Source organism: Phenylobacterium aquaticum (assembly GCF_022695515.1).
Classification (GTDB): domain Bacteria; phylum Pseudomonadota; class Alphaproteobacteria; order Caulobacterales; family Caulobacteraceae; genus Phenylobacterium; species Phenylobacterium aquaticum.
Window position 1 is genome coordinate 44,104 of the sequence record NZ_JALDPT010000034.1, and the last position, 16,188, is coordinate 60,291.

The 16,188-nt window shown below is 68.9% G+C and carries 20 protein-coding genes; 12 read left to right on the forward strand and 8 right to left on the reverse strand.

Annotated elements, in window-relative coordinates; translation table 11 throughout:
- Positions 1 to 151 precede the first annotated feature (151 nt).
- From MQH10_RS20730 to MQH10_RS20745, 4 genes are read left to right on the forward strand one after another with little or no spacing between them, the layout of a single operon-like run.
- Positions 152 to 481, forward strand: coding sequence for an ArsR/SmtB family transcription factor (locus MQH10_RS20730; protein ID WP_242565883.1), 330 nt, complete (start codon positions 152 to 154; stop codon positions 479 to 481).
- On the forward strand, positions 478 to 882 hold the full coding sequence (locus tag MQH10_RS20735; RefSeq protein WP_242565884.1) for an SRPBCC family protein: 405 nt from the start codon (positions 478 to 480) through the stop codon (positions 880 to 882). Before MQH10_RS20730 ends, MQH10_RS20735 begins: the two co-directional genes overlap by 4 nt.
- Positions 883 to 907: 25 nt before the next feature.
- Positions 908 to 1,129: a hypothetical protein gene (locus tag MQH10_RS20740; RefSeq protein WP_242565885.1), complete on the forward strand. Its 222-nt coding sequence runs from the start codon at positions 908 to 910 to the stop codon at positions 1,127 to 1,129.
- A gap of 5 nt (positions 1,130 to 1,134) precedes the next feature.
- Complete coding sequence (locus MQH10_RS20745; protein ID WP_242565886.1) at positions 1,135 to 1,533, forward strand: DUF1801 domain-containing protein; 399 nt, start codon at positions 1,135 to 1,137, stop codon at positions 1,531 to 1,533.
- Here MQH10_RS20745 and MQH10_RS20750 read toward each other — a convergent pair.
- The 3 genes from MQH10_RS20750 to MQH10_RS20760 form a co-directional block, all read right to left on the reverse strand.
- The gene (locus tag MQH10_RS20750) at positions 1,530 to 2,198 is read right to left on the reverse strand and encodes a VC0807 family protein (protein WP_242565887.1); all 669 of its coding nucleotides are present in this window, start codon (positions 2,196 to 2,198) and stop codon (positions 1,530 to 1,532) included. The two genes, MQH10_RS20745 and MQH10_RS20750, sit on opposite strands and share 4 nt — an antisense overlap.
- Positions 2,195 to 2,845: a TetR/AcrR family transcriptional regulator gene (locus tag MQH10_RS20755; protein ID WP_242565888.1), complete on the reverse strand. Its 651-nt coding sequence runs from the start codon at positions 2,843 to 2,845 to the stop codon at positions 2,195 to 2,197. The genes MQH10_RS20750 and MQH10_RS20755 overlap by 4 nt, the downstream gene beginning before the upstream one ends.
- A gap of 265 nt (positions 2,846 to 3,110) precedes the next feature.
- The gene (locus MQH10_RS20760) at positions 3,111 to 4,649 is read right to left on the reverse strand and encodes an acyl-CoA synthetase (protein WP_242565889.1); all 1,539 of its coding nucleotides are present in this window, start codon (positions 4,647 to 4,649) and stop codon (positions 3,111 to 3,113) included.
- A 142-nt stretch (positions 4,650 to 4,791) separates the two neighbouring features.
- Here MQH10_RS20760 and MQH10_RS20765 point away from each other — a divergent pair, with 142 nt between their 5' ends.
- From MQH10_RS20765 to mopJ, 4 genes are all read left to right on the forward strand, one after another.
- Entirely contained in the window at positions 4,792 to 5,682 is an 891-nt protein-coding gene (locus MQH10_RS20765; RefSeq protein WP_242565890.1) for a crotonase/enoyl-CoA hydratase family protein, read from the forward strand.
- 62 nt (positions 5,683 to 5,744) lie between these two features.
- Positions 5,745 to 6,962 (forward strand): DUF2336 domain-containing protein, encoded by a 1,218-nt coding sequence (locus tag MQH10_RS20770; protein ID WP_242565891.1) that lies wholly within the window; start codon positions 5,745 to 5,747, stop codon positions 6,960 to 6,962.
- 332 nt (positions 6,963 to 7,294) lie between these two features.
- Complete coding sequence (locus MQH10_RS20775; protein WP_242565892.1) at positions 7,295 to 7,717, forward strand: Ros/MucR family transcriptional regulator; 423 nt, start codon at positions 7,295 to 7,297, stop codon at positions 7,715 to 7,717.
- 178 nt (positions 7,718 to 7,895) lie between these two features.
- Complete coding sequence (mopJ, locus tag MQH10_RS20780; RefSeq protein WP_272887058.1) at positions 7,896 to 8,387, forward strand: motility/cell cycle regulatory protein MopJ; 492 nt, start codon at positions 7,896 to 7,898, stop codon at positions 8,385 to 8,387.
- A 22-nt stretch (positions 8,388 to 8,409) separates the two neighbouring features.
- Here mopJ and MQH10_RS20785 read toward each other — a convergent pair whose 3' ends face one another.
- Together MQH10_RS20785 and MQH10_RS20790 are read right to left on the reverse strand one after the other, a co-directional pair.
- Positions 8,410 to 8,832, reverse strand: coding sequence for a SufE family protein (locus MQH10_RS20785; protein ID WP_242565893.1), 423 nt, complete (start codon positions 8,830 to 8,832; stop codon positions 8,410 to 8,412).
- Positions 8,833 to 8,875: 43 nt separating this feature from the next.
- Positions 8,876 to 9,670: a sensor histidine kinase gene (locus tag MQH10_RS20790; RefSeq protein ID WP_242565894.1), complete on the reverse strand. Its 795-nt coding sequence runs from the start codon at positions 9,668 to 9,670 to the stop codon at positions 8,876 to 8,878.
- A gap of 176 nt (positions 9,671 to 9,846) precedes the next feature.
- Here MQH10_RS20790 and MQH10_RS20795 point away from each other — a divergent pair, with 176 nt between their 5' ends.
- A complete protein-coding gene (locus tag MQH10_RS20795; protein ID WP_242565895.1) occupies positions 9,847 to 11,499 on the forward strand; it encodes a sensor histidine kinase in 1,653 nt (550 codons plus the stop codon).
- On the opposite strand, the gene MQH10_RS20800 is transcribed toward MQH10_RS20795, so the two are convergent.
- On the reverse strand, positions 11,496 to 11,900 hold the full coding sequence (locus MQH10_RS20800; RefSeq protein WP_242565896.1) for a DUF1801 domain-containing protein: 405 nt from the start codon (positions 11,898 to 11,900) through the stop codon (positions 11,496 to 11,498). The genes MQH10_RS20795 and MQH10_RS20800 overlap by 4 nt on opposite strands.
- Before the next feature lie 144 nt (positions 11,901 to 12,044).
- Between MQH10_RS20800 and MQH10_RS20805 the strand changes: the two genes are divergently transcribed.
- Complete coding sequence (locus MQH10_RS20805; protein WP_242565897.1) at positions 12,045 to 12,437, forward strand: hypothetical protein; 393 nt, start codon at positions 12,045 to 12,047, stop codon at positions 12,435 to 12,437.
- A gap of 28 nt (positions 12,438 to 12,465) precedes the next feature.
- Here the strand turns inward: MQH10_RS20805 and MQH10_RS20810 are convergent, their stop codons facing one another.
- Positions 12,466 to 13,149 (reverse strand): TetR/AcrR family transcriptional regulator, encoded by a 684-nt coding sequence (locus MQH10_RS20810; RefSeq protein WP_242565898.1) that lies wholly within the window; start codon positions 13,147 to 13,149, stop codon positions 12,466 to 12,468.
- Positions 13,150 to 13,255: 106 nt separating this feature from the next.
- Here MQH10_RS20810 and MQH10_RS20815 point away from each other — a divergent pair, with 106 nt between their 5' ends.
- Positions 13,256 to 14,104, forward strand: coding sequence for a DAPG hydrolase family protein (locus tag MQH10_RS20815; RefSeq protein ID WP_242565899.1), 849 nt, complete (start codon positions 13,256 to 13,258; stop codon positions 14,102 to 14,104).
- Entirely contained in the window at positions 14,101 to 15,447 is a 1,347-nt protein-coding gene (locus MQH10_RS20820; protein ID WP_242565900.1) for an FAD-binding oxidoreductase, read from the forward strand. The genes MQH10_RS20815 and MQH10_RS20820 overlap by 4 nt, the downstream gene beginning before the upstream one ends.
- Positions 15,448 to 15,454: 7 nt before the next feature.
- Here MQH10_RS20820 and MQH10_RS20825 read toward each other — a convergent pair whose 3' ends face one another.
- Entirely contained in the window at positions 15,455 to 16,069 is a 615-nt protein-coding gene (locus MQH10_RS20825; protein ID WP_242565901.1) for a hypothetical protein, read from the reverse strand.
- Positions 16,070 to 16,188: the final 119 nt, after the last annotated feature.

Sequence of the window (16,188 nt, forward strand, 5' to 3'; positions counted from 1 at the left end):
CAAGGCGGTTGGGTCCGCGGGGCGTGCTCAACGTGGCGGGGGCTGGACCGCCGCACCTGAGATCGTCGCACGCGCCTGATCTCCGGCGCCCCCGCTTGACGCACTCATATCTCGATGGCTATGAATTATCTCATAGCCAGAGAGTTATGCATTGCCCGCGCCCGCCACCCCTGACGACCTGTTCCGCGCCCTGGGCGACCCGACCCGTCGGGCCATCTTCGAGCGCCTGTGCCGGGACGGTGAGCAGACGGTCGGGGCCCTGACCCTTAAGGCCGGGATCAGCCAGCCGGCGGTGTCCAAGCATCTGGGTGTCTTGAAGCGCGCGGGCCTCGTGGGCGACCGCCATGCGGGGCGCCAGACCCATTACACGGCCCGGGTCTCGGCCCTGGCCCCGCTCGCCGACTGGACGGTCGAGATGACCGGGTTCTGGCATGGTCGTTTCGACGCCCTGGACGATCTGCTGTCGAGGATGGACCAATGAGCGCCGCCGAACCCCTCAGCGTCGTGGTCGAGCGGGAGCTGGGCCATCCGCCAGAGAAGATCTGGCGCGCGCTCACCCAGCCGCATCTGATCGAGGTCTGGCTGATGAAGAGCGATTTCGCGCCGGTCCTCGGCCGCGATTTCAGCCTGCACGCGGCCTGGGGCGACATCGCTTGCCGCGTCCTGGAGCTCGAGCCCGGCCGCTCGCTCGCCTACAGCTGGGCGGCCAAGGGCCTGGACAGCGTCGTCACCTGGACCCTGACCCCCACCGACAGGGGCACGCGCCTGCGCATGGAGCAGGTCGGCTTCCAGCCCGACCAACCCATGGCTTACCGGGGCGCCACCGCCGGCTGGCCCCGCTTCTTCGACGCCTTGGAGCAGGTGCTCGCCCGGGCCGACTGAGCCCCATCCTTCACAGGAGATCCCCATGACCTGGACCCCCTTGATCCGACAGGCGCACCGCTGGCTTTCGCTCGCCTTCGCCCTGGCCGCCGTGGCCAATCTGGTCGCCCTGGCGCTCGGGGCCAATGCGCCTTGGCTGGGCTTTGTGGCCGTCGTGCCCCTGCTGCCTCTCCTGGTCACCGGCCTCTATCTGTTCGCCTTGCCCTATGTCGCCCGCCGCCCGGGCCGTCAGGGCGCCGGGGCATGAGTGGGATGTCGAACCCCCCGTCCGAGGCCGCCGCCCTCATTGACGCCCGCATCGCCGAGCTCGGCGACTGGCGCGGCGAGACGCTGGCGCGCATGCGCGGCCTGATCCATGAGGCGGTCCCCGAGGTGGTCGAGACCTGGAAGTGGCGCGGCGTTCCGGTGTGGGAGGCCGGCGGCATCCTCTGCACCGGCGAGACCTACAAGGCGGTGGTCAAGCTCACCTTCGCCAAGGGCGCCTCGCTCCCCGACCCGGCGGGCCTGTTCAATTCAAGCCTGGAAGGAAACACCCGCCGCGCCATCGATATCCCCGAGGGTGTGGTTCTGGACGCCGACGCCTTCAAGGCCCTGGTCCGCGCGGCCGCGGCCCTGAACATGTCCAAGCCCCCCAAGCGCGGCAAGGCCTAGACCTTCAACCCTGTCCGCGCCACGTAGCGGGCGTGGAACACCAGCAGGCCGCCCAGCACCACCAGCCATTGGATCGTGGTGATCCCCTGGGCGGCGTCGAGCGGCAGGGCGTAGGCCAGCGCGACCCTGATCCCGGCGTCGCCCAGGAAGACCACGCCCCAGATCGCCGACAGGATGCGGATGTGCCGGCGGAAGTCGGCGTCATCCTCCCACCGTGCCTCCCAGGCGTCGGCCCCGGCGACGCCGACCTTGGCGACCACGACCGCCCGCGAGGTGGTCATGATGAAGGGACGGCGGGTTGGCACGCTTCCCAGAAACCAGAGCCCCAGCAGAGCGCCGATTGCGCCGTCCTTGACCAGCATCAGGCGCGGATCGCCGGTCACCGCGCTGGCCGCCGCGCCGACCAGCAGCAGGCTCAGGGTGAAGAGGGCGGTCATGTCGAGCCGCCGGTGGCGCAGTAGGCCGTAGAGAATCCAGGGCGCGGTGAGCGCGCCGCCCGCGGTCAGGGCGAGCCAGGGCGCCGCCCCGGCGGCTCTCAGGCCGTAATAGCCGGCGAGCGGCAGGGCCAGTTCGAAGATCAGCTGCAGTCCAAGCTGCCGGCGCAGGCGGGCGGAGGCCTGCCGCGCCTCGGTCGCCGTCGGGACGGTGGAGGTTTGAACGCTCATGGGCGGGGCTCCTCGACGGGACGGACGGCGTGGTCGAACAGGTCCGCCAGCTCGCGCCCCAGGGCGATGACATCCAGGTCGGGCTCGCGCATCTTGCGCGTGACCACCGCGTCCAGGGCGCCGTTCAGGGCGAAGGCCATGGCGGCGGGGTCGAAGGCGCGGAACGCGCCGGTCGCCTGGGCCTGGCGCACGAAGTCGGCGTGCACGCCCTGCCAGGTCTCTGTCTGGGCCAGCAGGCGGCCGCGGTCGGGCGCCTCGCGGGGCAGGTTGGAGATGATCTCCACCAGGGCCGGCAGGTGGTCGGGATAGTCCGCCAGGAACGCCATCCGGGCCTCGATATAGGCCCGCAGGGTCGCTCGCGCGCCTGAAGCGGCGGCCAGCCTCGGCGTCACATAGGCCTCCGCCACCTTCAGGATCTGCGACACCACCTCGCGGATCAGGTCGTCCTTGCCGTCGAAATTGTAGGAGATGATCCCGGTGCTGCTGAGGCCGGCCAGCTTGGCGATGCGGGCGAAGGAGATGTTCGCATAGCCCGCCGACGCCGCGACCTTGATCGCCACCTCCACGATCTGCGCTCGCCGCGCCGACTCCGTGAAGGTGCGGGCGGGGCTGGTCGTTTGCTTGTTCGAGCGGTTATTTGCTTGCATGAGCAAATCGATACCGCACGAACCCGTGCCGCGCAAGCCTGTTGCGCTGGCGCCTATAAATATATCAATAAATCAAATGGATAGAATGACGTCCGTCACGCCAAAACCACTCGTCCATGTTGACGTCAAACCGCCCTGCGAAATCAGGTCGGCGATTTCCGGACCTCCGGGTTAAACTGGCCGCGGTCCTTCTCATCGTGGTTCGCAAACACACCGCCGCGCGGTGTTGGCGGGGCGCCAAGGCCCCCCGCCGGGCCGCTTGCCCCTAGACGATCTTGGAGCCTTCCTTGCCCCAATAGGCGTCGCGGATCAGGCGCTTATAGAGCTTGCCGGTCGGGTGGCGGGGCAGTTCGGCCATGAAGTCGATGCGGCGCGGGGACTTCACGTGGCTGAGGTGCTCGCGGCAGAAGGCCATCAGCTCGGCGCGCAGGGCGTCGCCGGCGTCGTCCCAGTTCGCAGGCTGGATCACGGCGACCACCTGTTCGCCCATCTCCTCGTGCGGCGCCCCGACCACGGCGGCGTCGGTCACCTTGGGGTGGGTGATCAAGAGGTTCTCGAGCTCCTGCGGATAGATGTTCACCCCGCCGGAGATGATCATGAAGCTCTTGCGGTCGGTGAGGTAGAGATAGCCCTCCTCGTCGACCCAGCCCACATCGCCCAGCGTCGTCCAGCCGTGCTGGTTGGTGTTCTCGGCGACCTTTTCCGGGGCGTTGTGATAGCTCAGCGGCGGGCCGCCGGCGAAGTGGACGACGCCCTCGGCGCGCGGCGGCAGGGCCTCGCCGTTCTCGTCGCAGATCTTCAGCTCGGCGGTCAGGCAGCGGCCGACCGAGCCCTTGTGGGCCAGCCATTCCTCGGAGCTGAGATAGCAGAAGCCGTTGCCCTCGGTGCCGGCGTAGTACTCGTGGATCACCGGGCCCCACCAGGCGATCATCTGCTCCTTGACCGGGACGGGGCAGGGGGCGGCGGCGTGGACCGCCGAGATCATCGAGGAGACGTCGTAGCGGGCGCGGACCTCTTCGGGCAGCTTCAGCATGCGCACGAAGTGGGTGGGCACGAACTGGCCGCAGTTGACCTTGTACTTTTCGATCAGCCGCAGGGCGTCCTCGGCGTCGAATTTCTCCATGACGACGACCGTGCCGCCCAGGCGCTGCATGCCCATGGTCCAGCGCAGAGGGGCGGCGTGGTAGAGCGGGGCCGGCGACAGATAGACCCCGTCGAGCGGGAAGCCGAACACTTGGTTGGCCATCATGGCGAGCGAGGTCGGCTCGTCGATCGCGCCGCCGGTCAGCGCCGGCTTGATGCCCTTGGGCCGGCCGGTGGTGCCGGACGAATAGAGCATGTCGGAGCCGGCGGTCTGGTCGGCGATCGGGGTCGCCGGCATCTTGGCCCGGGCGTCCTCGAAGCTCTCATAGGGCGCGACAGGCGGCCCCACCATGTAGAGCTTCACGCCGGGCAGCAGGGCCGGCAACTCGTCGACGACCGGGCCGACGCCCTGCGAAGTGATCAGCACCTTCGCCCCGCAGTCGCCCATGATGTACTCGACCTCGCCGGCGGTCAGCTTGGAGGAGATGCAGGTGTAGTAGAGGCCGGCGCGCTGGGCCGCCCAGGTCACCTCGAAATAGCGCGGGTGGTTCTCGAGCAGGATCGCGATGACGTCCCCCGCTTTGAGGCCGAGCGACCGGAACAGCTGGGCGCCCTGATTCGAGCGCTCGTCGAGCTGGCGGTAGGTCACGGTCTCGCCGGTGCTCGCCATGATGTAGGCGGCGCGATCGGGGTGGGTCTTGGCGTGTGTGGCCGGATGCATGGGTCTTCCTGACTTCGGGCTCCGGCGCGCGCGCCGAAGGTCCCTCCCAAAACTTATCGTCGTTAACCGGCATATGCGGTGCTTGACGGACCGTCCGTCAAGCGCGCCCGAATGGGAGAAATCACGAGGAGGAGTTCCAGCTATGACCACGCCCACTTTTGAGACCATCAAGCTTGAGATCGAAAACGGGGTGGCGACGCTGACCTTGAATCGGCCGGACAAGCTGAACGCCTTCAACACCCAGATGATGAAGGAGATGATCGCCTGCTTCGATCACACCGACGCCAATGACGACGTGAAGGTGGTGATCGTGACCGGGGCCGGCCGCGCCTTCTGCGCCGGGGCCGACCTGTCCTCGGGCGCGGCGACCTTCGACTATGACGCCCAGGCGGGCGGCGAGCGCCAGGCGGCGCGGACGCCGGAAGGCGTGCAGCGCGACGGCGGCGGTCTCCTGACCCTGCGCATCTATGACAGCCTGAAGCCGGTGATCGCGGCGATCAACGGCGCGGCGGTCGGCGTCGGCGTCACCATGCAGCTGGCCATGGACATCCGCCTGGCCTCCACCGAGGCCCGGTTCGGCCTGGTCTTCGCCCGTCGCGGCATCAATCCGGAAGCCGGCTCGTCCTGGTTCCTGCCGCACCTGGTCGGCATCCAGACGGCGCTGGAGTGGTGCTACACCGGCCGGGTGTTCCCCGCCCAGGAGGCCTTCGACAAGGGCCTGGTGCGCTCGCTGCACGCGCCCGAGGACCTGCTGCCGGCGGCGAACGCTCTGGCCCGCGAGATCGTCGACAACACCGCCCCGGTGTCCGTGGCCCTGACCCGCCAGCTGATCTGGCGCAACGCCGGGGCGACGCACCCGATGTTCGCCCACCGCTCGGACAGCCGCGGCATCCACGCCCGCGGCCGCATGGCCGACGCCAAGGAGGGCGTGGTCTCGTTCCTGGAGAAGCGCCCGGCCAACTATCCCGACAAGGTCTCGACCGACCTGCCGGACATCTGGGGCGACCATTGGGAAGCCCCGACCTTCAAATAGGCGTCCATTCGCCCGTCTGAGAACGACCGGTTAAGGCGGTTGTGGTCGGATTCGCTTCGACCATGACCGCCGCACCGCCCCCCTTCGGCGCCCCGCCGCCTCACCCCCGAGCCTTCCGGGCCCGCGGCGCCCTGCTGAAACGCTTGGCGGACGTGGTGTGCCTGCCCTCGTCGCGGGTGAACGCCTTCGAACGCGCCATGACCGCCGACCTCCTGGTCGACATGCTGCGCGAGGCCGAACCGGAGGAGCGACTGAAGGTCGCCCGCCGCCTGGCCAACCTCACCGAGATCCCCGCCAGCCTGGTCCGCCTGCTGCTGCGCGACCGGGTGGAGATCGCCGAGGCCCTGCTGGCCAACGCCCAGGGCTTGAGCGATTCCGACCTGCTCGACTGCGCCCGCATGACCGGCCTCGAGCACCGCCGCCTGATCGCCCTGCGCCGCGGCGTGAGCGAGGTGGTCTGCGAGACCCTGGTCGAGTTCGGCGAGTCCGCGGTCATCAACTGCCTGCTGAACAACGAGCTGGCGCGCCTGTCCAATGGCGCGATCGAGGTGATCGTCGCCCTGACCCGCGACGAGCCGCGGCTCGCGCCGATCCTGCTTCGCCGGCCCGAACTGCGACCGGCCCACGCCTATGTGCTGTTCTGGTGGGCCGACGCCGACGCCCGGCGGACGATTCTGCAGAGGTTCGCGGTCTCTCGCGAAGTCCTGCAGGATGCGGCCAGCGACATCTTCGCCATGGCGGCGGAAGAGAACTGGCAAGACCCGCTGTCGCGGAAGGCCCTGCAGTTTATTGAGCGACGCCAACGCAACCGGGCCGCGATCGACAAGAGCCCGTTCGACAGTCTCGAAGCGGCCGTCTCGGCGGCCCAGACGGGGCTGACGCGGGATGTCGCCGAGGAGATTTCCTATCTGTCGGGCGTCAAGCCGATGACCGGCGCCAAGATATTCACCGATCCCGGCGGCGAACCCTTGGCTATAGTCTGTAAGGCCACCGGGTTACCTAAAGCCGCTGTTCGAGCCCTGTGGCGGGCCCTGCGCCGGCCCGAGACCGACGACACCGGGGCTGTTCATCCGGCCCTGGAGCGGGTGCTGATCACCTATGACATGATCGCGGTTGATCGTGCGCAAACCGTTCTGCGTTACTGGAATTGGTCTCTATCGTCGGCGCTTACCCCGGCGCTGATGAAGGCCATCCGCGACGGCGATGAAGATGCAGTAGACGAATATTCCATCCCGCAGCGCACAGCGATGCTCGCGCTTGCGAAAGAATTCGGCCGCTAGACTTCGATTCTCTCCAAGTCGGCCGATTAATCGCGGCGCGGCCGCGCCGTGAACCTGCGCCCGCGCGTACGGACAGTATGTCACACCCGTAACCCAGTGGATAAATCTTTGGGTTGTGGTCATGGTGCGGCAGTTCCACGGACTAGTACTCGCTTCGCTATTGGGGAAAGTGGTCAGCGGCTTCAACAACGGCTGCAATGAACATGTTCGCTAAAGTCGCAGGCGATTTTCATCACTTGTGCTTGGCATGAGTCCCCTATAAGCACGCCATAACTGATGTCGTGAATCAGTCATCCCCCAAATTGGTGCATCGCACCCCACGGAACAAAGTTATGGACGAGAAGTCAGAAGTCATCGAGATGACGGCGGACATTGTCTCCGCCTACGTCGGCAATAACACTGTCGCCGCTGCAGATTTGCCTGCCCTGATCCAGAGCATCCACCGCGCTCTGTCGGGCATTTCCACCGGTTCGGAAGCGCCTGAGGCGGCGCCGAAGGAACCGGCGGTGCCGGTTCGCCGGTCCATCACGCCGGACCATCTGGTCTGTCTTGAGGACGGCCGCAAGTTCAAGTCGCTTAAGCGGCACCTGCGCACCAAGTACAATATGAGCCCCGAGGAATATCGGGCGAAGTGGAGCCTGCCGAAGGACTATCCGATGGTCGCTCCGAACTACGCCAAGGCGCGCTCCGATCTGGCCAAGCAAATGGGCCTGGGTCAGGGCGGTCGTCAGGCCCCGCGCAAGCGGGCCAAATAAGCCGACCACTCTCGGCCTGGAGATGTGAACGCCCGCTGGTCCAGCGGGCGTTTTGCATTTTCCGGACTCGCTGGCTGGGAAATGTCGTCGCGCCGCCGCATTTCCGCTTGCCGCTGAATCCCGGCTCAAGCGATAAGTGATTCGTCGTGATTCCAAGGGGTTGTTAAGGAATCTGAATATGGCGGCGCAGTTCGGGGCATCTGCAGCAGCGGCGAGAGCGCATGAGGAGTTGTACGCCTACTGGGCGGGACTCCGGCATGGCCCCCGGCTGCCTGGACGCCAGGACATTCGGCCCGAAGACTTCAAGCGCCTGCTGCCCACGGTCAGCCTGATCGACGTCACCCGCCACCCCTTGGACTTCAAGCTGCGCCTGGCCGGCACCGAGCTCTACGGCGTCTATGGCCGCGAGATCACCGGCCACACACTGGAAGAGGTCTATAACAGCGCCGCCGCAGACTACTGGCGCACGGAACTGACCAAGATCGTCGAAGACCGCCGTCCCGCGGTGGGCGTGCACAGCCTGTCCTGGCGGGGCGCCTCCCACATGTCGATCCTGTGGCTGCGGCTTCCGCTCGCCTCCAACGGCGTCGATGTGGACATGATCTTGGGCTACGACGCCGTCATGGGCATGCAGAGCGAATCCAGCTTCAGCGGCATCCGCGCCGCCTGAGCAGAGCCCTCGAGCCGGGCCCCTAGGCCGCCAGCGCCTCGGCGTCCCGGCGGATGCGGGCGACCATCGAAGCCAATCCGTTCGATCGCTGCGCCGACAGGTGGCCGCTGAGGCCCAAACGATTGAACGCCGCCGTGGTGTCGAAGGCCAGGATCTCCGACGGACGCCGGCCGGACATCAGTCTCAACAGGATTGCGATCAGGCCGCGGACGATGTGGGCGTCGGAATCGCCGCGGAACCGCACGGTCCCGTCGGCCTGGGGTTCGGTCACCAGCCAGACCTGGCTGGCGCAGCCGCGGACCTTGTTGGCCTCGCTGCGTTCGGCGTCGGTCAAGGGCGCGAGTTCGCGGCCGAGATCGATGACATAGCGATAGCGCTCCTCCCAGTCGCCCAGGAGGTCGAACTCGTCGGCCAGGTCGGTCAGGTCGTCTTCGATGGCGCGCATGGGACTGGCGACTTAAGGGGCCGCCCTCCCGAGCGCAACCGCTTCAGGCGGCGGGCAGGACGACCACCGCCGTCAGGCCGGTCCCGAGCAGGGTGTCCAGGCGCAGGCGCCCCCCCATGGCCTCGCAGAGCAGGGCCGCGATCGGCAGGCCCAGGCCAGCCCCTTCGCTGCGTCGGGTCAGGGCGTTGTCGCCCTGCTCGAAGGGGCGCAACAGGCGCGGAATGTCGTCGGGGTCGACGCCGGGGCCTTCGTCGCTGATCCGGATCTCGATGAGGGCGGCGACCCTGCGCACCTCCACCGTCACCCGCGACCGCTCAGGCGAGAACACCACGGCGTTCTGGATGAGGTTGGTCAGCAGGGTGCGCAGGCCGCGCGGGTCGGCCTGGACGAAGGGCAGCTGGCCCTCGTCGATCACTGTCACCTGGGCGCCGCGCGCGCCGATGTCCTCGCGCAGGGTGTCGAGCGTGTCGTCCAGCGCATGGTCCAGGGATTCCCGTCGAGGCTGGAGATCCATCGCATGACCTTCGAGCCGGGCGATCTCCAGGATCTGGTTCACCAGTTTGAGCAGTCTCTGACCGCTGGCCCGGATGATCTCGGCGTATTCTCGATACTGGGGCGCCCCCAGCGGACCGTAGAGCTCTTCCGAGATGATCTCCGAGAACCCCAGGATGGAATTCAAGGGCGTGCGCAGCTCGTGGCTGGCCATGCGCAGGAACGACCGCTTCTGCGCCTCAAGCCCCGTCTGGCGGCGGTTGCGCGCCCGCCGCACAGGGGCGATCGGGGTGACCTCGGTAAGGCCGTCTGGATCGGGGATGGGGAGGGGGGCCGGCTGGGACATGGGTCGGTTGAACTGTCTCTGCGGCCGTGTTCAACCGATGATCGCAACGCGCGCTTACGAATTGGTTTCCACCAGCCGGCGGCGTGGCGTCGCGCGGGGGGCGAGGAGCCTCGCGGGGACTCGGCGGCGAAGCTAAGATCATTCGCCCGGCGTCTGGCTGGGAGCCTTGGGAGGCCTTGAAGCGCGCCGTGGTGGACAGCCCGTCGTTCAGGACTGAGCAGCAGGCCCTGGAGGCCGCGGCGAGTCTTGTCTGGTGGCACGCCGGCTGGCTGGCCCTTCTGGCGCTGGGCACGGCCCTGATCCTGCTCCTGCCGATCAACATGACCGGGCCGGCCCTGGCCGCCCTGGCCGTCGGCGCCTGTCCGGCGGGCGCGGGGCTCCTCCTGGCCCGGTCACGGAACGAGACCGCCAAGATCTTCATCCTGATCAACTGGGGCGTGGCCGGGGTTCTGGCGGCCTGCCTGACCGGGGGACTGGCGGGCCCGATGGCGATCTGGCTGCTGGCCCCGCTCGCGGCCGGGGCGGCCATGGCGCGTCCGGACCGTCTGGCGCTCGCGGCCGCGATCTCCGCGGGCGCGCTCGGAATCACCGGCATGGCGAGCCTCACCCTCGGCATGGCGCCGCCGCCCGCCTATGACGTGGCCACCGCCTTGGGCGCCATGGGGCTGTCGACGACAGTGCTGGGCCTGGGGGTCGCCCTGGTGGTCCTGCAGCGGAACATCGACCTGGACCGCCGTCGCCGCGTCCTGGTCGAAAGCCGACTGCGCGAGGCGCTGGGCGAGCAGCCGCATCTGCTGATCTCGATCTTCCCGACCGGCAAGCTGGCCGCGGTCTGGGGCAATGTCCCCCGCGAGCTGAAGGGCCAGATCTTCGTCGGACGTCCCGTCGCCCAACTGGCCGCCACCGCCGATCGAGCGCGGGTGGAGGCGGCCCTGGTGCAGGTGATGACCGAGGGCCATGCCGAGGTGTCCTTCGCCCCCGCCGGCGGCGGGCCGGAGCCGTGGCTCGAGCTCACCCTGCGTCGGGTCAATCCCACGCGCGTCCTGGGCGCCATCCGCGACGCGCGCCGCCAGCGGGCGCACGAGGCGGAACTGCAGCAGGCCCGCGCCGAGGCCGAGGCGCAGAACGCCGGCAAGTCCCGGTTCCTGGCCAATATGAGCCATGAACTGCGGACGCCGCTGAACGCCATCATGGGCTTTTCCGACATCATGCGGCAGCGGCTGTTCGGCCCCATGCCCGACAAGTACGGCGAATATTCCGAGCTGATCCATGAGTCCGGCGTCCACCTGCTGGAGCTGATCAATGACGTGCTCGACATGTCGAAGATCGAGGCCGAGCGGTTCGAGCTGCACCGCGAGGAATTCGACGTGCGCGACGCCGCCAACGCCGTTCTGCGGCTGATGCGCGGCCAGGCCGATCGGGCGGGGGTTCAGCTGCGCGGGCTCTTGCCCAAGGAGCCGCTGGAGGTCGACGCCGACCGGCGCGCCATCAAGCAGATCGCCCTGAACCTGATCTCCAATGCGCTCAAGTTCACGCCCAAGGGCGGCGCCGTGACCCTGACCGTGCAGGCCTCTGGCCCGGTGCTGGAGATCCTGGTCGCCGACACCGGGGCGGGGATCAGCGCTGACGACATCGGCCGCCTGGGCCGGCCCTATGAGCAGGCCGGCGGTCAGGACCAGCGGGCGGCAGGCACGGGGCTCGGCCTGTCCCTCGTGCGCGGCTTCGCTGAGCTGCACGGCGGCGAGATGGTGATCGAGAGCCGGCTGGGCGAAGGCACGACGGTGATCGTGCGCATGCCGGTCGTGATGGCCGAGGCGGTCAGCGCCTAGAGCCCCTCGGCCTGAACCCTGTCTTGCATGTCCCGATAGGCCGCGGCGATCAGGGCGGCCAGGGCCGCCTGGTCGATCGGCCGGCCCCAACGCAGCTTCACATGTCGCATGCGCTTGCCGGCGCCCTCCAAGAGGCCTTCCGGGTCCTCCAGCGTCGCGCCCTGGAAGAAGCCGATCGCCGCATGGGCGCTGAAGGCGTCGACATAGGCGAAGGCCGCGTCACCGACGCAGGCGGTGGGATGGCCGTCGTGCAGCAGCTCGCGGACATCCGCCCCGCAGGCGCGCATCCGCTCGAACCAGGGCTCGACCAGGCGGCGCAGCTCGTGGTTCGGCGCCGCGAACCAGGCGTCGATGTCCGGGTCGCGCCGCCCGGCGCTGGGAAACCGCATGAGGTCGGTCATGGGGCCGAGATTGCCACGGGTGCGGGGGATGTCGAGAGGGGCGCGCGTTTCAGTCTGTCTTCGACCGGGCCTCATCATCGACAGGGATTTGGCTTCCCCAGGCGCAGCTGAGAGGCGAAGATGTGGGAGACGGGGGACGGGAACATGTCGACGCGAATGCTCCAGTCTCTATTGGCCTCGGTGTTCTTCGTTCTGGGCGGCTGGTGCGTCGTGGCGCCGGCCAGCGTCGTGACGCTCGGGTTCCGTCCCGAATATCAATCCAGCGATCCGATCGTGCCGATCCTGGTGGTCTGCTTCGGCGCGCAAGCGCTGCTCTCCGGCCTCTTCGCCGCGGCCTCGCGCTTCACGCGCTGGACCTTCCTGCTGTACGGCGTCGCGCTCATCCCGTTCTTCATCGCCGACGCCTATTTCTACCTGGTCAGGCCCATGTTGACCGAGATCGGCATGGCCGACCTCGTCGGGAACCTGATCATGCTGACGATCTGCATCCTCGGCTGGCGCCAGGCGCGCGACGAACCCGACCAGCTTCGACCCTGACGGCCGACTGACCTTTCGGCGAACCGCGTCAGCCGCCCTTGGCCAACGGGATGATCGTCAGCCGCAACGGAGGAATCTCCCGCCAGGCCGCCGCCTTGGCCCGGGCGGCCGGGACCCCCAGCATCCGCAATTGCAGCTCGGCCACGCGACAGGCCGCCTCGGGCCCATGGGTCCCCTGAAGGCGGCTGAACAGGGCGCCCAGGGTCATGGAAGAGAAGGTGTCGATCAGGACGTCGTCGATCTCGGTGGTGAAGGCCCCCTGGGTGACGCCGCGCTGCAGGTCGGCCCGCAGATAGGTGATCACCCCTTCGCGCAGGTCGCGGAACTCCCAGACGGCGCGGAACAGGGCGCCGCCCCAGTCCGGCTCGCTGGCCGCCAGGTCGATGAACCGGCGGGTGGCCATGCTGGTGCGCTCCACCGCCTCGTCGACCTCGGCCATCGCCGCATCGAGCTGGCGCACTACCTCCTCGGCGATCCGGAAGGCCACGGCCCCGGCGATCTCCTCCTTGTCGCGGAAGTGCGCATAGAAGGTGCCGTTGGCCACCTCGGCGACCTTGGCGATCTCGTTGACGGAGGCCGCTTCGAAGCCCTGGCGGGCGAACAGGCCAGTGGCGGCGTCCATCAGCCGCGCGCGGGTGCGGGCGCTCTTGCCGAGCTCGTGGGCCTGCTGGCCGAACGGGCCGCGGGCGGCGATCGGGGCGCTTCGGGTCATCGCGGGAGGCTAGGGCTGCGAGCCCGATTTGACAATATTCCCAAAAATGGGAGATATCCCAATTATTGGCGTGGCGTCGTGGCCCCGCCTGGAAGGACAGCGCCGCATGCCCGCCATTCCAGAACGCGATCTCTATCTGGGCTTCTCCCCCGCCGAGCTCGCCGAGAGCCCCTATGCGCGGTTCTTTCGCCCGCAGATGGCGCCCCTGTCCGAGCCGGTGAAGGAGGCCCTGCTGACCGGTCCGGTCGCCCATGAGCGCATGTGGCCGGTGGAGCGGGCAGGGGACCTGCTGGCGGACGGCGACTGGCCGGTGGAGACGGGCTACAGCATCGGGCCGGACGGCAGCGCGCGGATCAGCGTCCTGACCCCCATGCCCGGCGTCGAGCCGGCCATGTGGGACTGGTGGTTCGCCTGGCACGGCAGTCACGCCCAGCGCTACAAGCTGTGGCACCCCCAGGCCCATGTCCACGTGGTCTGGTCCGACGGGCGCAGCGACCTCACCCATTATGTCGGCCGCACCTCCAATGTCGTCGAATATGTCGGCGCCGGGCGGCTGGGCCTGACCATCCGCTTCGTGGCGCCGTCCACCCTGGGGCTGGACGAGGGCCGCCTGGCGGCGGCCGGCGCCACGGCGATCTGCGCCCGCGGCGGTCTGGCGGGCACACCGATGGAGACCGGCTGGCTGATCCATCATGTGCGCCCCGTGCCCGGCGGGGCGGAGATGCGGTCGCGCTTCTGGCTGGGCGGGGCGAACCTGCGGCCGCGCGGGATGCCCGGTCCGCTTGGCGCGGCGCTCGGCGGCGTGGCCAGCCGCCTGGCGCCCCTGAACCCCGCCCAGGCCGCCGACCTGCTGGTCCACTGCGCCCAGGAGATGAGCCACCTGGCCGCCATCCTGCCCGACCTTCACGCGGCCTTCGCGGCCGGCCCTGACCGTCAAAAGGGACAAGTCCTGTGAAACACAGCACCTCACCCGGCGTGACCCTCGACAGGTCCGCGCCGGGCTTCGACGCCGCCGTCCTGGGGACCAGCTTCAACGCCCGCGATCCCGGGCGGCGGCCCGACCTGGTGGTCCAAGCCAACGATGTTTTCGACGTGGTCGCCGCGGTGAACCGGGCGCGGCGGGAAGGCCTGACGATCGGCATCTGCTCGGGCGGACACAGCTGGGCCCAGAACCACATCCGCGACGGCGGCCTGATGCTGGACCTGTCGCGGCTGAACAGCCTCGAGATCGACTCCAAGCGGGGCGTGGCGATCGTCGGCCCCGGCTGCCTGGGCGGCGACCTGGATGCGGCGTTGGCCAAGGCCAATCTGTTCTTCCCGGTGGCCCATGCCTATACGGTGGGGCTGGGCGGGTTCCTGTTGCAGGGCGGCTTCGGCTGGAACAGCCGAGTGGTGGGCCTGGCCTGCGAAAGCGTGATCGGGCTGGACGTGGTGCTGGCCGACGGCTCCCTGGTCCACGCCAGCGAGGACGAGAACCCGGACCTCCTATGGGCGGCGCGGGGCGCGGGCCCGGGCTTCTTCGGGGTGGTGGTCCGCTTCCACCTGAAGCTCCACGCGCGGCCGAAGTTCATCGGGGTGAAGCTGCAGGTCTTCCGGATGAAACATCTGGAGGAGGTGTTCGCCTGGGCCGACCGGATCGGTCCTGAGGTCTCGCCGAAGGTTGAATTCCAGATGGTGCTCAATCGCCGGGCCATGGGCATCTTCGCGCCGGGGATCGAGGTGTTCGCGCCGGTGATGGCCGAGAGCCGCAAGGCCGCGCGGGAGGCGGTCGCCTTCCTGTCGGACGGACCGCTGAAGCCCAAGGCCAGCCTGACCCTGCCGCTGACGCCATTGTCGCTGGGGAGCATGATGAACACGGGCGAGAAGACCCTGTTCCTGCCCAATACCCGGTGGACCGCCGACAATATGTGGATGAACGGGCCCATCGATCCGCTGCTGCCCAGCCTGAGGCGGATGGCCGACACCCAGCCGCCGGCGCCCAGCCATGTGCTGTGGCTCAACTGGAACCCGCCGGCTCAGCGGCCGGACATGGCGTTCTCGATGGAGGCCCGCACCTATCTGGCGCTCTATTGCGGGGTGCGCGATCCCGCCGTCGCGGCCCGCCACGAGACCTGGGCGACCGATTTCATCCGCTCGATCGAGGGACATGGCGTCGGTATTCAGCTGGCCGACGAGAACCTTGCCCGGCGGCCGGCGCGGTTCGTCTCCGACGCCAATTTGGCGCGGCTGGATGAGATCCGCGCGGCCCGTGACCCTGAGGGCCGGTTCCATCCCTGGATGGGACGGCCGGACCTCTAGGCCCGTCTCAGCGGCTGGCCACCTGCAGGAAGGCGCGGCCGGCGGCGAAATCGCCGACCTCGACATAGGCGCGGCGCACCTGGTCGCCGGGGAACAGGAAGTCGATGGCGATCGCCTCGCGGGGGTCGAGCTGGGCGAGCGCGCCGGCGGCCTCGGGCGGGAAGCGGAAGGCCCAGCCGGACTTCATGCCGGCGGGCAGGAGGTCGAGGCCGGCCGTGCTGCGCGCCTCGGCGGCGTAGGATTGCTGGGCCGCGGCTGGCGGCAGGCGGCGTGTCAGCGGCATGGCCGTCAGGCTGGCGCCGCGGCTGTCCAGGTAGGGCCCGCTGGTGGCGTCGACGTCGCGCAGGACCAGGCGGGCGGAATAGGGCGCCGCGCCGCCGGGGAAGTGGGCCAGGGCGAGGAGCGCATTGGCGCCCTTGCGGCCGGCGAGGCCGAAGACCATGCGGCTGTCGCCGAAGGTCACGTCCTGGGCCAGGCGCCAGCGCGCGGCCTGGACGCTGGAGGACCGGTCGGCGCGCCAGATCGACAGGTCGCCCGGATAGTCCATCTTGATGAGGCGGGCATAGCCCTCGAAGGCCCCGCGCACGCGCTGGCGGCGAGCGTCAGGTCGGGGGAGTCGCAAGGGGCGGTCGCGGCGCGGGCGATGGCTCGGGCCTCGACGGATTTCAGGGTCGCGCGGTCGGCGCCGGCCCGCATGGCGGCCCCGCGGGCCTGGACGCGCGCGGCGGCCAGGGCCGAGCC